This is a genomic window from Pseudomonas sp. NPDC090592, assembly GCF_044769185.1.
Classification (GTDB): domain Bacteria; phylum Pseudomonadota; class Gammaproteobacteria; order Pseudomonadales; family Pseudomonadaceae; genus Aquipseudomonas.
The window spans coordinates 164,498-176,578 of the sequence record NZ_JBIVXJ010000010.1; the positions used below are offsets into that span (position 1 = coordinate 164,498).

Annotated in this window: 13 protein-coding genes; 6 read left to right on the forward strand and 7 right to left on the reverse strand. The window is 63.1% G+C overall.

Translation table 11 applies throughout. The annotated features are described in order from the left end of the window. Positions 1–115 precede the first annotated feature (115 nt). The 3 genes from mksB to mksF are packed head-to-tail and all read left to right on the forward strand — an operon-like array spanning position 116 to position 4,930. Positions 116–1,405: an Mks condensin complex protein MksB gene (gene mksB / locus ACIQUI_RS11625; RefSeq protein ID WP_403198394.1), complete on the forward strand. Its 1,290-nt coding sequence runs from the start codon at positions 116–118 to the stop codon at positions 1,403–1,405. After that, complete coding sequence (mksE, locus tag ACIQUI_RS11630; protein ID WP_346643362.1) at positions 1,395–2,102, forward strand: Mks condensin complex protein MksE; 708 nt, start codon at positions 1,395–1,397, stop codon at positions 2,100–2,102. Before mksB ends, mksE begins: the two co-directional genes overlap by 11 nt. Further along, complete coding sequence (gene mksF / locus ACIQUI_RS11635; RefSeq protein WP_391132261.1) at positions 2,099–4,930, forward strand: Mks condensin complex protein MksF; 2,832 nt, start codon at positions 2,099–2,101, stop codon at positions 4,928–4,930. Before mksE ends, mksF begins: the two co-directional genes overlap by 4 nt. Before the next feature lie 127 nt (positions 4,931–5,057). Here the strand turns inward: mksF and ACIQUI_RS11640 are convergent, their stop codons facing one another. From ACIQUI_RS11640 to rplU, 5 genes are all read right to left on the reverse strand, one after another. Then, a complete protein-coding gene (locus ACIQUI_RS11640; RefSeq protein WP_403198397.1) occupies positions 5,058–5,519 on the reverse strand; it encodes a CreA family protein in 462 nt (153 codons plus the stop codon). Continuing rightward, positions 5,516–6,634, reverse strand: a complete 1,119-nt coding sequence (gene proB / locus ACIQUI_RS11645; protein ID WP_403198400.1) for a glutamate 5-kinase — start codon at positions 6,632–6,634, stop codon at positions 5,516–5,518. Before proB ends, ACIQUI_RS11640 begins: the two co-directional genes overlap by 4 nt. A gap of 85 nt (positions 6,635–6,719) precedes the next feature. Continuing rightward, positions 6,720–7,946 carry an Obg family GTPase CgtA gene (cgtA, locus tag ACIQUI_RS11650; protein WP_391132269.1) on the reverse strand — a complete coding sequence of 409 codons (1,227 nt, stop codon included), beginning with the start codon at positions 7,944–7,946 and terminating at the stop codon, positions 6,720–6,722. 188 nt (positions 7,947–8,134) lie between these two features. Continuing rightward, the gene (gene rpmA / locus ACIQUI_RS11655) at positions 8,135–8,392 is read right to left on the reverse strand and encodes a 50S ribosomal protein L27 (RefSeq protein WP_003247464.1); all 258 of its coding nucleotides are present in this window, start codon (positions 8,390–8,392) and stop codon (positions 8,135–8,137) included. 38 nt (positions 8,393–8,430) lie between these two features. Continuing rightward, positions 8,431–8,745: a 50S ribosomal protein L21 gene (gene rplU / locus ACIQUI_RS11660; RefSeq protein ID WP_003247466.1), complete on the reverse strand. Its 315-nt coding sequence runs from the start codon at positions 8,743–8,745 to the stop codon at positions 8,431–8,433. Positions 8,746–8,989: 244 nt separating this feature from the next. On the opposite strand from rplU, the gene ACIQUI_RS11665 reads away from it, so the two are divergent. The 3 genes from ACIQUI_RS11665 (at position 8,990) to ACIQUI_RS11675 (ending at position 10,818) form a co-directional block, all read left to right on the forward strand. Next, on the forward strand, positions 8,990–9,958 hold the full coding sequence (locus ACIQUI_RS11665) for a polyprenyl synthetase family protein (protein WP_012270433.1): 969 nt from the start codon (positions 8,990–8,992) through the stop codon (positions 9,956–9,958). 188 nt (positions 9,959–10,146) lie between these two features. Beyond that, complete coding sequence (locus tag ACIQUI_RS11670; RefSeq protein ID WP_403198404.1) at positions 10,147–10,488, forward strand: zinc ribbon domain-containing protein YjdM; 342 nt, start codon at positions 10,147–10,149, stop codon at positions 10,486–10,488. Between the two features lie 84 nt (positions 10,489–10,572). Continuing rightward, positions 10,573–10,818: a hypothetical protein gene (locus ACIQUI_RS11675; protein ID WP_016713350.1), complete on the forward strand. Its 246-nt coding sequence runs from the start codon at positions 10,573–10,575 to the stop codon at positions 10,816–10,818. A 127-nt stretch (positions 10,819–10,945) separates the two neighbouring features. Here the strand turns inward: ACIQUI_RS11675 and ACIQUI_RS11680 are convergent, their stop codons facing one another. Together ACIQUI_RS11680 and ACIQUI_RS11685 are read right to left on the reverse strand one after the other, a co-directional pair. Beyond that, positions 10,946–11,563: an FKBP-type peptidyl-prolyl cis-trans isomerase gene (locus ACIQUI_RS11680; protein WP_403198406.1), complete on the reverse strand. Its 618-nt coding sequence runs from the start codon at positions 11,561–11,563 to the stop codon at positions 10,946–10,948. A gap of 85 nt (positions 11,564–11,648) precedes the next feature. Further along, positions 11,649–11,954: a DUF6482 family protein gene (locus tag ACIQUI_RS11685; protein ID WP_403198409.1), complete on the reverse strand. Its 306-nt coding sequence runs from the start codon at positions 11,952–11,954 to the stop codon at positions 11,649–11,651. Between the last annotated feature and the right edge of the window lie 127 nt (positions 11,955–12,081).

Below are 12,081 nucleotides of genomic sequence, written 5' to 3' on the forward strand. Positions count from 1 at the left end.
TGACAGGCGCTGCAAAATTAAAGGCATACACGCCCCATTACAGACCAAGGGGTGAAAACCTCCCCCCCGGATGCAGTACAATCGCCCCCTTTTTCTTGGCAACGAGTCGAAGCCAATGATCGAACCCAAGCGCGTCCTGCGCGCCCTAGCCGAACACTGGGCCCTGATCGAGCCGCTGTGCGAGCGTTTCGACCAGGGCACCCTGAGCCTGGTCGAGTTGCGCCAGCATGTGGGCCGCCAGCAGCTCGAAAGCACCCCGCAGGACATCACCCAGCTACTCGACGTGTGGATCCGCCTGGACATCCTGGTCCCGGTGGCGAAAAGCCCGAACCGCTTCGAGCTGAATGCGCAGATCCACGACTTCCTCGCCTACCTGCGCCGCGAACACCGGCTGGGTCTGTGCCTGGAGATCGAAGCCTACCTGCGGCACCTGGAGCGCCTTGCCGGCCACATCCAGGACGCCTTCGACAACCGCGACAGCGACGACCTGGCGCGCCAGCTGCGCCTGCTCGACATGCGTGTGCGCGATGTGCTTAAAAAACTCGACAATGACGAGCAGGCACTGGTGGCAGTGGCCGAACGCGCCAAGACCAGCAACCGCCAGATCCCGCTGCGCCAGCGTTACGCCGAAGTACTGGCCACCTGGGACGAATACGTCGAGCCGATGATCCAGCTGGTGAACGCCGACGGCGCCTTCGAACAAGGCGTGCGCAAGGTCGAGACCGTGCTGCTGAAGCTGCTGGGCGAACAGGCCCGCCTGGGCCACCTGGTCGACGACGACATGCTGCTGCGTACCCACGCGCGCATCCTGGAAATGCAGACCAGCGCCCAGCTCACCCTGCGCCACGCCCGCGAACTGCTGTTGCCGCTGCGTGAAGAAGCCCGCCGGCACAACGCCGTGACCCGTGGCGCCGCACTGGCCCTGTCGGTCATCCGGCGCAAGGGCATCGATGCCGTGCCGCAAGCGGCCATGCCAATGTTCACCCGCCCGCAAAGCACCTTCCTTGGCAGCGCCAGCCAGGTCGAGGCCTATGTTTACGCCCTGGCGCGCTTCGAGCCCAAGCCGGCACGCTTCCCCAAGGCCCACAACCCCCAGTCCGGCGCCCTGCCCCGCGCACCGCGCACGGTCAAGGAAATGGCCGAGCGCTGCGAACAGGCCCTGCCGCTGCCCGACCTGATGGTCTGGCTGCTGGAGCAGGAACCCGAAGGCGCCACCGACGAGCTGCTGTACTGGTTCTCGCGCCTGTCGCGGGAAAAGCGCTTCAAGCGCGAACGCCTCGACCGCCGCGAGTACACCACCCAGGAACACCTGGTCAGCCTGCGCTCGTTCGCCCTGACTTCCAGCCGCGAAGACGCCACCAGCGCGCCTACCGAATCCAACGCGAGCCCAGCCCATGCATCTTGATCTTTCCGAACTGTCCCAGCTCGCGCCGATCTTCCGCGAGCTGTTCAAAGGCTTCCACGTCAGCCGCCGCGACCCCGAGCTGTACGCCCAGCTGTCGAACTTCCAGGACCAGTACCGCACCTTGTTCAAAGCCCTGGGCTTCGAGCTGGTGTGCGACACCCGCGGGTTCTACTACTTCGTGCCGGACATGACCGCCGCGCAGGTGAACAAGACCGCGCAGCGGCTGTCGCTGTTCACCTTCATCCTGGTCGAGCACCTGGCCGACCAGGGCCGCGACCCGATGGCCGTGCTCGACGGCGGCAGTATCGGCCGTGACGAGCTGCCCTCGCTGCTGGACAAGTACCGCGACCTGTTCCTGCAGGCCGAAGTGCAGACCGTGGACGAGCTGGAAGAAAAAATCCTGCGCCGCATGACCCAGCTGGGCTTTGCCCATGAAGAAGGCGGTATCTACCGCTTCCTTCCGCCGATGCACCGCTTCCTCGATGTGTGCCTGTCGGTGCAGCAAGACCGTGACCTGGCCGCCACCCTGCACAGCGACCTGCCGCTGCCGACCCCGGTACTGGTCGAGGAAGAAAGCCCCGAAGAACTCAACCGCACCGACGACCCGCTCGACCTCAGCCCGTTCGACGGCGAGGAAAGCGAAGAGGACGCCCTGGCCCGGGCCATCCGTGAAGAGCAACAGGAGATTGACGCATGAGCCAGGAACGCTACGGCATTCGCCGCTTTGCATTGCTCAACACCGCCGGCTACAGCCTGGGCCTGTTCCCGCTGGAGCACCCGCTGTCGGTCTACGGTGCCAACAACCTGGGTAAATCGGCGTCGATCAACGCCCTGCAGTTCCCGATCCTGGCGCGCATGTCGGACATGAGCTTCGGCAAGTACAGCCTCGAGCAGTCGCGCCGTTTCTACTTCGCCAGCGACACCTCGTACATTCTCTGCGAGCTGAGCCTGCCCCACGGCCCGCACGTGATCGGCGTAGTCGGCCGCGGCCCGGGTGGCGGCTTCGGCCACCAGTTCTTCGCCTACAAGGGCGAGCTGGACCTGGCCCACTACCAGAAGAACGACACCTGCCTGCGCCAGAAAGAGTTGTTCACCAACCTTGAACGCCTGGGGATCAAGGCTTACGAGCTGAAGCCGGACGAACTGCGCCGCCTGCTGGTTGGCGGCCACACTTCAGTGCCGCTGGACCTGACCATGATCCCGCTGCGCTCCACCAGCGAGCAAAGCCTGAAAACCTTCCGCGCGCTGTTCATCAACCTGCTGCACATGCGCGAAATCACCGCCGCCAAGCTCAAGCAGCTGTTCCTCGACGCGTTCGAGCACAGCCTGCGTTCGGGCAGCGTCGACTACATTGCCGCGTGCGAGGAAGCCTTCCGCGACGTGCGCCGCATGGAGCAGGACTACAACGCCCTGGTTGCCGCCGGCCCGCTGGTCGAGGCCTTGGCCGGTGGCGTGGCTCAGCGCGACATCCTGCGCGGCAAGCTGCACCGCATTTCGCCCGTGCTCGACACCCTGCTGGGCACCTGGCAGGAATACGCCATGGCGCGCAAGGAAGAGCTGGTCATCCAGTCCGAGCACTACCGTGGCGAGCAGGACCGCTTGCAGAACGACCAGCGCGGCGGTACCCAGGAGCTGATGCGCCTGGAGCGGGAAATTACCGGCATCCAGCGTTGGCTGGGTGAACTGTCGGTGCTCAAGCACCGCTTTGCCCTGGTCGATGACGTCAAGGTGCTGGAGCAGCAGCTGCTGGCAGCCAAGGATGCCCATGACGAACTGGCCGGCGCCCTGGCCCAGTCGCGGCAGTTCAGCGCCGAAGACCTGGACGAGCGTGTCCGCGACCTGGAAAAGCGCCTGAAGCAGGTCAAGCAGCAGCTGGACCACGCCGACAACAACAGCTATGCCCGCCTGCGCGAAGAGTTCTCGCAGCAGGATGTCGATCGCCTGATGCGCCTGTTCAACGGTGCACTGTTCAGCTTGCCGCTGGGCGACCGCGGCATCGAGCTGGACGACAGCGACGTGTGGGTAAAATCGCTGGAAGCGGTACTCGACGGCTTCAAGGGCGAGCGCTTCGAGGCCCCGGGCCTGTCCATCGACCTCACCCACATCGACCCGCCGGCCCTGCAGGCCCTGGCCGATCGCGCCGCCCTGCGCGACCAGAAAGAGCGCCTGGAAAAAGAGCTGAAGCAGCTCAAGACCCAGCAGGCCGTGACCGCCGACCGCACCGCCTCGAAGGCGCAGACCGAGACCCTGTACCAACAGGTACTGGACGCGCAGAAGGCGCTGGAAGACTTCCGCCGCAGCGAAACCCTGAGCGCCGAAGAGCCGGAAAAGCTCGAGCAACTGTCGCAGCTGGAGGCCGCCCAGGACGAGCTCAAGCGCTCCAGTGACGCCTTTACCGAGCGTGTCCAGCAGCTGTCGGCCAAGCTGCAACTGGTCGGCCGGCAAATCGGCGACCTCGAGTCCAAGCAGCGCACCCTGGAAGACGCCCTGCGCCGTCGCCAGCTGCTGCCGGCCGACCTGCCCTACGGCACGCCGTTCATGGAAGCCATCGACGATTCGATGGACAACCTGCTGCCGCTGCTCAACGATTACCAGGACAGCTGGCAGGGCCTGCAGCGGGTGGATAACCAGATCGAGGCGCTGTACGCCCAGGTGCGCCTGAAAGGCGTGGCCAAGTTCGACAGCGAAGACGACATGGAGCGCCGCCTGCAACTGCTGGTGAACGCCTATGCACACCGCACCGAAGAAGCCCTGACCCTGGCCAAGGCACGCCGTGCAGCAGTCACCGACATCGCCCGTACCCTGCGCAACATCCGCAGTGACTACGACAGCCTCGAACACCAGCTGGCCCTGTTCAACCGCGAGATCAACAAGCGCCAGGTCTCCAACCTGGAAAGCTTCCGCGTCGTGCTGGCGCCGAACAAGGAAGCGCTCAAGCACATCGACCAGATCATCCACAGTGCCGGCCAGTACGAAGAAGGCGAGACCCTGTCGGTATTCGACCTGACCCAGAGCGCCGAGCAGGACAACAAGAACGAAGAGGCCAAGGAGTACCTGGCACGCCTGGTAGCGGCCAACCACAACCAGCTGGGCCTGAAGGACCTGTTCGAGCTGGCGTTCGAGATCACCAAGGTCAACGGCCAGCCGATCATCCACGCCGACATCGACGGCGCTGCGTCCAACGGCACTACCATGACCATCAAGGCGCTGACCAACATGTACCTGTTGCTGCACCTGATGGACCGCGACCTGGCCGGGCGCATTCGCCTGCCGTACTACCTGGATGAGGCGGCGGACATCGACGAACGCAACCAGGCCGCACTGCTGGAGACCAGCTTGCAGCTGGGCTTCGTACCGATTCTGGCGAGCGTGAAGCCACAGGTCTCGGCGCACGTGGCGATCGACCTGGAAGGTGGTAGCGGGCCGAATGGCATCTACATCGACGAAGCGGACTGGAAGTTCATCAGCCGGCTGGATGTGGTGAAGGCGGTTGTGCGGGAGGATCAGGCCGAAGAATTGGCCTGAGGTAGGTGGGGCCGCTTTGCGGCCCTTTCGCGACACAAGGCCGCTCCTACAGGGATCTGCGTTCCCCTGTAGGAGCGGCCTTGTGTCGCGATGGAGGCCAAAGGCCTCCCGGCGATCTACCAGGCTTTCAGTGAGCCCAAGGCAAGATCGGGATAGCAGTCACCGCATTCTGCGGGCTACCTTCGACGATGCGGTCGCTATACACCAGGTACACCAGCGTATTGCGCTTCTTGTCCAGGAAGCGCACCACCTGCATGGTCTTGAACACCAGCGAGGTGCGTTCCTTGAACACTTCCTCGCCGTCCTTCAACTCACCCTTGAAGTTGATCGGCCCAACCTGACGGCAAGCAATCGACGCCTCCGCACGGTCCTCGGCCAGCCCCAAGCCACCCTTCACACCGCCAGTCTTGGCCCGCGACAGGTAGCAGGTCACGCCCTCGACCTTGGGGTCGTCAAACGCTTCGACGACGATGCGGTCGTTCGGCCCAAGGAACTTGAACACGGTGGACACCTGGCCAATTTCCTCGGCCCCGGCCAGTATTGGCAGCGCCAGCGCCGCCACGGTAATCACCCGCTTGAACACGCTCATACCAGCACCAGATTGTCGCGGTGTACCAACTCAGGCTCAGCGCTGTAGCCAAGGATCGACTCGATAGCGTCGGACGATTGACCAATGATCTTCTGCGCCTCCAGGGCGCTGTAGTTGGCCAGCCCTCGGGCCACTTCAACACCATCCGGGCCGACGCACACCACCATCTCGCCGCGACGGAAGCTGCCCTGCACGGTCTTTACGCCGACCGGCAGCAAACTCTTGTTGGCTTCACGCAATGCCTGCACGGCACCGGTATCCAGCACCAATGTGCCACGGGTCTGCAGGTGGCCGGCGAGCCACTGTTTGCGCGCAGCCAGCATGCCGCGCTCGGGCGACAGCAAGGTCCCCAGGCGCTCACCCGCCTTGAGCCGGTCCAGCACGCGCTCGATGCGGCCACCGATGATGATCGTGTGGGCACCGGAGCGGGCGGCCAGGCGCGCAGCGCGCAACTTGGTCTGCATGCCGCCACGGCCCAGGGCACCACCGGTGCCACCGGCCACGGCGTCCAGCGACGGGTCGTCGGCACGGGCTTCGTAGATCAGCTGCGCTTCGGGGTTGTTGCGCGGGTCGGCGTCGAACATGCCATCGCGGTCGGTGAGGATCACCAGCAGGTCGGCCTCGACCAGGTTGGCCACCAGTGCCGCCAGGGTGTCGTTGTCGCCAAAACGGATCTCGTCGGTGACCACGGTGTCGTTTTCGTTGATCACCGGTACCACACCCAGGTCGACCAGCGTACGCAGGGTGCTGCGGGCGTTCAGGTAACGCTTGCGGTCGGACAGGTCGTCATGGGTCAGCAGGATCTGCGCGGTGTGCTTGCCGTGCTCGCCGAAGCTCGACTCCCAGGCCTGCACCAGGCGCATCTGGCCGAGCGAGGCAGCCGCCTGCAGCTCGTTCATCGCGCTCGGTCGCGTGGTCCAGCCCAGCTGGCTCATGCCGGCAGCCACGGCCCCGGAAGAGACCAGTACCAACTCCACGCCTGCCTCACGCAGCGCGACCATCTGCTCGACCCAAACGGCCATGGCACCCCGGTCGAGGCCTTTGCCATCGGCGGTCAGCAGCGCACTGCCAATCTTCACGACCCAGCGCTTGGCGCCCGTCACCTTGCTTCGCATCTTCTTCCAACCTATGTCGAATCTGTAGATACCGTGGATACAAAAACGCCGCTCCAGAGAGCGGCGTTTAGTGTACTGCAACCGGTCAGTCGCGCACGTAAATGATTTCCGGGCCGTCTTCGTCGTCCTCGAAATCGTCGTCCCAACCGTCATCGTCGCCGATGTCGTGCACGCTCTTGACGCCGGTACGGCGCAGAGTGCGCGCGTCGTCCAGGGCCTGCAGCTGGGCGCGGGCTTCGTCTTCGATACGCTGGTCGAGGTCGGCCAGCTCTTCGGCGTAGGCCGGGTCGTTGGCCAGGCGATCGGCGCGGTCTTCGAGGTAGCGCATCAGGTCGTGGCTGAGCTTTTCGGTGCCCTGCTTGGAGATGGCCGAAATCACGTAGACCGGGCCTTCCCACTGCAAGCGCTCGACCACTTCCTGGACGCGCTCGTCGCGCTCGTCTTCCATGACCATGTCGGCCTTGTTCAGCACCAGCCAGCGCTCACGCTCGGCCAGCGACGGGCTGAAGCGGGTCAGCTCGTTGACGATCACTTCGGCGGCATCGGCCGGGCTGCTTTCGTCCAGCGGCGCCATGTCGACCAGGTGCAGCAGCACGCGGGTACGTGCCAGGTGCTTGAGGAAACGGATGCCCAGGCCGGCGCCGTCGGAAGCGCCTTCGATCAGGCCGGGGATGTCGGCGATGACGAAGCTCTTCCAGCGGTCGACGCTGACCACACCCAGGTTAGGCACCAGGGTGGTGAACGGGTAGTCGGCTACTTTTGGCTTGGCTGCGGAAACCGAGCGGATGAAGGTGCTCTTGCCGGCGTTCGGCAGGCCCAGCAGGCCCACGTCGGCCAGCACTTTCATTTCCATCTTCAGGTCGCGCTGGTCACCTGGCTTACCCGGGGTGGTCTGGCGCGGCGCACGGTTGGTGCTGGACTTGAAGCGGGTGTTGCCCAGGCCGTGCCAGCCGCCCTGGGCGACCATCAGCTTCTGGCCCGGGGTCACCAGGTCACCGATCACTTCCTGGGTGGAGGCGTCGATCACGGTGGTGCCGACCGGTACGCGCAGGAACAGGTCGTCGCCTTTCTTGCCGGTGCAGTCGGTGCTGCCGCCGTTGGCGCCACGCTGGGCTTCGTGGTGACGGGTGTAGCGGTAGTCGACCAGGGTGTTCAGGTTTTCGTCGGCAACCATGTACACCGAGCCACCATCACCACCGTCACCGCCGTTAGGGCCGCCGTTCTCGATGAACTTCTCGCGACGGAAGCTCATGCAACCATTGCCGCCGTCACCGGCCTTGACCCGAATCGATACTTCGTCAACAAACTTCATTAAAACCGCCTCTCGTCGGCAGACGAGCTGAATGACTCAAAAACATGAGGCTCTTGCAAAAATGAGCGCGGCGGCCCCGTACGACCGTAGAAACCAACGCCGGCAACCCAGACAAACAGCTTTGCAAGAGGCTCACCACAAACGAAAAAGCCCCGTCGCATGACGGGGCTTCTGGAGCGACGTCGCGATTAAGCGGCGACGATGCTCACGTAACGGCGCATGAACTCGCCTTTTTTCTCGAACTTGATCACGCCTTCGATCTTGGCGAACAAGGTGTGGTCCTTGCCCATGCCAACGCCGTAGCCAGCGTGGAATTCAGTGCCGCGCTGACGGACGATGATGTTGCCTGGCTTGATAACCTGGCCGCCATACATCTTCACGCCAAGGCGTTTAGATTCTGAGTCGCGACCGTTACGAGTACTACCACCAGCCTTCTTGTGAGCCATGGTTCAATTCTCCAAATAAATTCAGGGGATCTAGGGGATTAAGCCTGGATGCCGGTGATTTTGATCTCGGTGAACCACTGGCGGTGGCCCATACGCTTCATGTGGTGCTTACGACGACGGAACTTGATGATGCGAACCTTGTCGTGGCGGCCTTGCGAAACGACTTCGGCCACTACTTTAGCGCCAGCAACAACTGGAGCACCGATGGTGACTTCTTCACCGTTGGCGACCAGCAGAACGCGATCGAAGGTCACGGATTCGCCAGTGGCGACTTCCAGTTTTTCGATCTTGAGGAATTCACCTTCAGCGACTTTGTACTGCTTGCCGCCGGTAACGATTACTGCGTAAGACATGGTATTTCTCCGATAATCCTGCTCACCCAGCGCTTTATATGATGAGTATTGGCTGGCATGGCTGCACAGGGCTGGAACGGCCCGGTGCAATTGCGTAAGGCAGGTGCTGCCCAGGAAGTTAGGGTGCGCGATTGTACGCAACACGGGTTTTGCTTGCAAGTACCGCCCCCGGCCAGCCGGCACCGCGCCTTGACACACCGGGACCTGCGACCTAGCATGCCGCGCAACCTCACTGGAGCAGCCGATGCAACCCCAAACCTTCTACCGCGCGGTGGCTGATGATTTCAGCGCCGTCGACGAGATCATCAAGAAGCAGCTGACCTCGCGCGTGCCGCTGGTATCGAAGATCGGCGACTATATCACGTCCGCCGGTGGCAAGCGCCTGCGCCCACTGCTGGTGCTGCTGTGCGGCAAGGCCCTGGGCCGCGAGGGCGACGACCTGCGCCTGCTGGCTGCCACCATCGAGTTCCTGCACACCGCCACCCTGCTGCACGACGACGTGGTCGACATGTCCGGCATGCGCCGTGGCCGCTCCACTGCCAATGCCCTGTGGGGCAACGCACCGAGCGTGCTGGTGGGCGACTTCCTTTATTCGCGCTCGTTCGAAATGATGGTCGAACTGGGCTCGATGCCGGTCATGCAGATCCTGTCCAAGGCCACCCGTGTGATTGCCGAAGGTGAAGTGCTGCAGCTGTCGCGGGTACGCGACGCAAGCACCACCGAGGAAGTCTACATGGAAGTCATCCGCGGCAAGACCGCGATGCTGTTCGAAGCCTCGACCCACAGCGCCGCGGCGCTGGCCGAAGCCACTGACGAGCAGCGCGAAGCCCTGCGCACCTTCGGTGACCACCTGGGCGTGGCCTTCCAGCTGGTCGACGACCTGCTGGACTACAAGGGCGACTCGCAAACCCTGGGCAAGAACGTCGGTGACGACCTGGCCGAAGGCAAGCCTACCCTGCCGCTGATCTACACCATGCGCGAAGGCACTGCCGAGCAGGCTGCGCTGGTACGCCAGGCGATCCAGAAGGGTGGCCTGGAGGACCTGGAGCAGATTCGCGTGGCGGTCGAAGAGTCGGGCGCACTGAAGTACACCGCGGAGCTTGCACGTGATTACGTGAAGCGTGCCATTGCCTGCCTGGAAGTGCTGCCAGCCAGCGAGTATCGGGATGCGCTGGTCGAGCTCAGCGAGTTTGCTGTAGCCCGTACTCACTGATAGACCGAGTCGCCTTCATTCGCGGGTAAACCCGCTCCCACAGGAAAATCGCAGGCCTCAGGGCCTGTGTTGTACCTGTGGGAGCGGGTTTACCCGCGAAGCTTTTTGTCCGGACATAATCCCTTCTGCAGAAATACCTTTTACAATGCAGGCTTTCTACCGCCCGTCTGTTTGTTTGAGGAACCCCAGTGAGCACTCTGCCACCCTGCCCGAAATGCACCTCCGAATACACCTATGAGGATGGCACCCAGCTGATCTGCCCTGAATGCGCCCACGAGTGGTCGGCCAGCGGCGACGCCGAGGCGGCCAGTGACGACGTGGTGAAAAAGGATTCGGTCGGCAACATCCTGCAGGACGGCGACACCGTCACCGTGATCAAGGACCTGAAGGTGAAAGGTTCTTCCCTGGTGGTCAAGGTTGGCACCAAGGTCAAGAACATTCGCCTGTGCGACGGTGACCACGACATCGACTGCAAAATCGACGGCATCGGCGCCATGAAGCTGAAGTCCGAGTTCGTGCGCAAAGTCTGATTACACAAAAATCTGCCAATTGGCGCTTGCTATTTTGATAATAAGAATTATTCTCATTGGAACTGCTATCCAAGGAGAATAGCCATGACTTATCTGATCGACGCCTGGCTGGACCGCCCTCACCCCTACCTGCGCATTCTTCATCGTGAAACGGGCGAAGTGTGCGCGGTGCTTGAAGAAGAAGCGCTCGACGAACTGCGTGACCAGGGCGACCTGGACATGAGCGGGCTGAATTCGAGTGAACCGGGGGTGCTCAAGGAGCTGGTGCGGAATTTGTTTCTGTTCTGCTATGCGCGGGCGTTGCGCCCTGCGGGAACAGACTGGAATTGAAGCCGGCAGGGCCGGCCTCTTCGCGGGCATGCCCGCTCCCACAAGTACTGCACAAGCCTGGAAGCTAACGCGACACCTGTGGGAGCGGGCGAGCCCGCGAATGGGCCGCAAAGCGGCCCCAGCGGTATTACATAACGTCGAGCAGCTCGACGTCGAACACCAGTACGCTGTGCGGCGGGATGCTGCCAACGCCTTGGGCGCCGTAAGCCAGCTCGCTCGGCACGTACAGGCGCCATTTGCTGCCAGCGTTCATCAGCTGCAGGGCCTCGGTCCAGCCAGCGATCACGCCACCCACCGGGAATTCAGCCGGCTGGCCACGGTCGTAGGAGCTGTCGAACACAGTGCCGTCGATCAGTGTGCCGTGGTAGTGCGTGCGCACGTTGTCTTCGCGGGTCGGCTTGGCGCCTTCACCTGCGGTCAGCACTTCGAACTGCAGGCCCGAAGCCAGGGTGGTGATGCCTTCGCGCTTGGCGTTCTCGACCAGGAATTCCTTGCCAGCGGCAGCAGCGGCTTCGGCCTTGGCAGCAGCTTCGGCTTGCATGATGTCGCGGATCACTTTGAAGCTGGCCGACAGGTCGGCTTCGCTGACGCGGCTGTCGGCGCCGTTGAAGGCGTCGGTCAGGCCGGCCAGGATCGCTTCCAGGCTGACACCTGGTGGCGGGTTGTCGCGCAGTTGGCCGCCCAGCTGACGGCCGATGCCGTAGCTTACGCGGGTTTCGTCGGTGGACAGGTTGAGTTCGGACATTGTCGTGCTCCACTGCAGGGCGCAGTGCAGCCGCGCCCTTGATGAAAAGGGCGAGCAGCCTAGCACACTGGGGCGCGGCGAGCAGCTACCAGGCCGAACGCTGGGAAATCGGCACCTTCAGGTCTTCTTCCGGGTGTGTGCCCATGCCACACATTTCGTCCTGCACCGACCAATGCACCAGGTTCATCGAAACCATGGGGATGGTTTGCAGCAACTTGCGCGCATCTTCAACCGAACGTACACGCAGGCGTTCACCACGGATGTCAGCCAGCGGATGGGCATGCCCTTTAAGCCGGGCCTCAATAAGATAATCGCCGCCTTCGATGGCGATCAGGTTCACTTCGTCGACATGGCCGGCCCTGGCCTCGAGATTGAGCTGATGCAGGTTCATGAGAGCACCTCGCGATGGGAACCACGCATGAGAGCTCATTTTTTGTACAGGCGGGCAGAAATCACAAGCCAGAAACAACACCGCCCGTCCGTTTAGCCTCGATCCCTGTGGGAGCGGGCGTGCCCGC

Bases quoted from the DNA above. Each gene is read 5' to 3' on its own strand.
- ACIQUI_RS11665 (WP_012270433.1), top strand. From the start codon at position 8,990: ATGCAACCCCAAACCTTCTACCGCGCGGTGGCTGATGATTTCAGCGCC.
- mksF (WP_391132261.1), top strand. From the start codon at position 2,099: ATGAGCCAGGAACGCTACGGCATTCGCCGCTTTGCATTGCTCAACACC.
- ACIQUI_RS11680 (WP_403198406.1), bottom strand. From the start codon at position 11,563: ATGTCCGAACTCAACCTGTCCACCGACGAAACCCGCGTAAGCTACGGC.
- ACIQUI_RS11640 (WP_403198397.1), bottom strand. From the start codon at position 5,519: ATGAGCGTGTTCAAGCGGGTGATTACCGTGGCGGCGCTGGCGCTGCCA.
- mksE (WP_346643362.1), top strand. From the start codon at position 1,395: ATGCATCTTGATCTTTCCGAACTGTCCCAGCTCGCGCCGATCTTCCGC.
- cgtA (WP_391132269.1), bottom strand. From the start codon at position 7,946: ATGAAGTTTGTTGACGAAGTATCGATTCGGGTCAAGGCCGGTGACGGC.
- ACIQUI_RS11685 (WP_403198409.1), bottom strand. From the start codon at position 11,954: ATGAACCTGCATCAGCTCAATCTCGAGGCCAGGGCCGGCCATGTCGAC.
- proB (WP_403198400.1), bottom strand. From the start codon at position 6,634: ATGCGAAGCAAGGTGACGGGCGCCAAGCGCTGGGTCGTGAAGATTGGC.
- rpmA (WP_003247464.1), bottom strand. From the start codon at position 8,392: ATGGCTCACAAGAAGGCTGGTGGTAGTACTCGTAACGGTCGCGACTCA.
- mksB (WP_403198394.1), top strand. From the start codon at position 116: ATGATCGAACCCAAGCGCGTCCTGCGCGCCCTAGCCGAACACTGGGCC.
- rplU (WP_003247466.1), bottom strand. From the start codon at position 8,745: ATGTCTTACGCAGTAATCGTTACCGGCGGCAAGCAGTACAAAGTCGCT.
- ACIQUI_RS11675 (WP_016713350.1), top strand. From the start codon at position 10,573: ATGACTTATCTGATCGACGCCTGGCTGGACCGCCCTCACCCCTACCTG.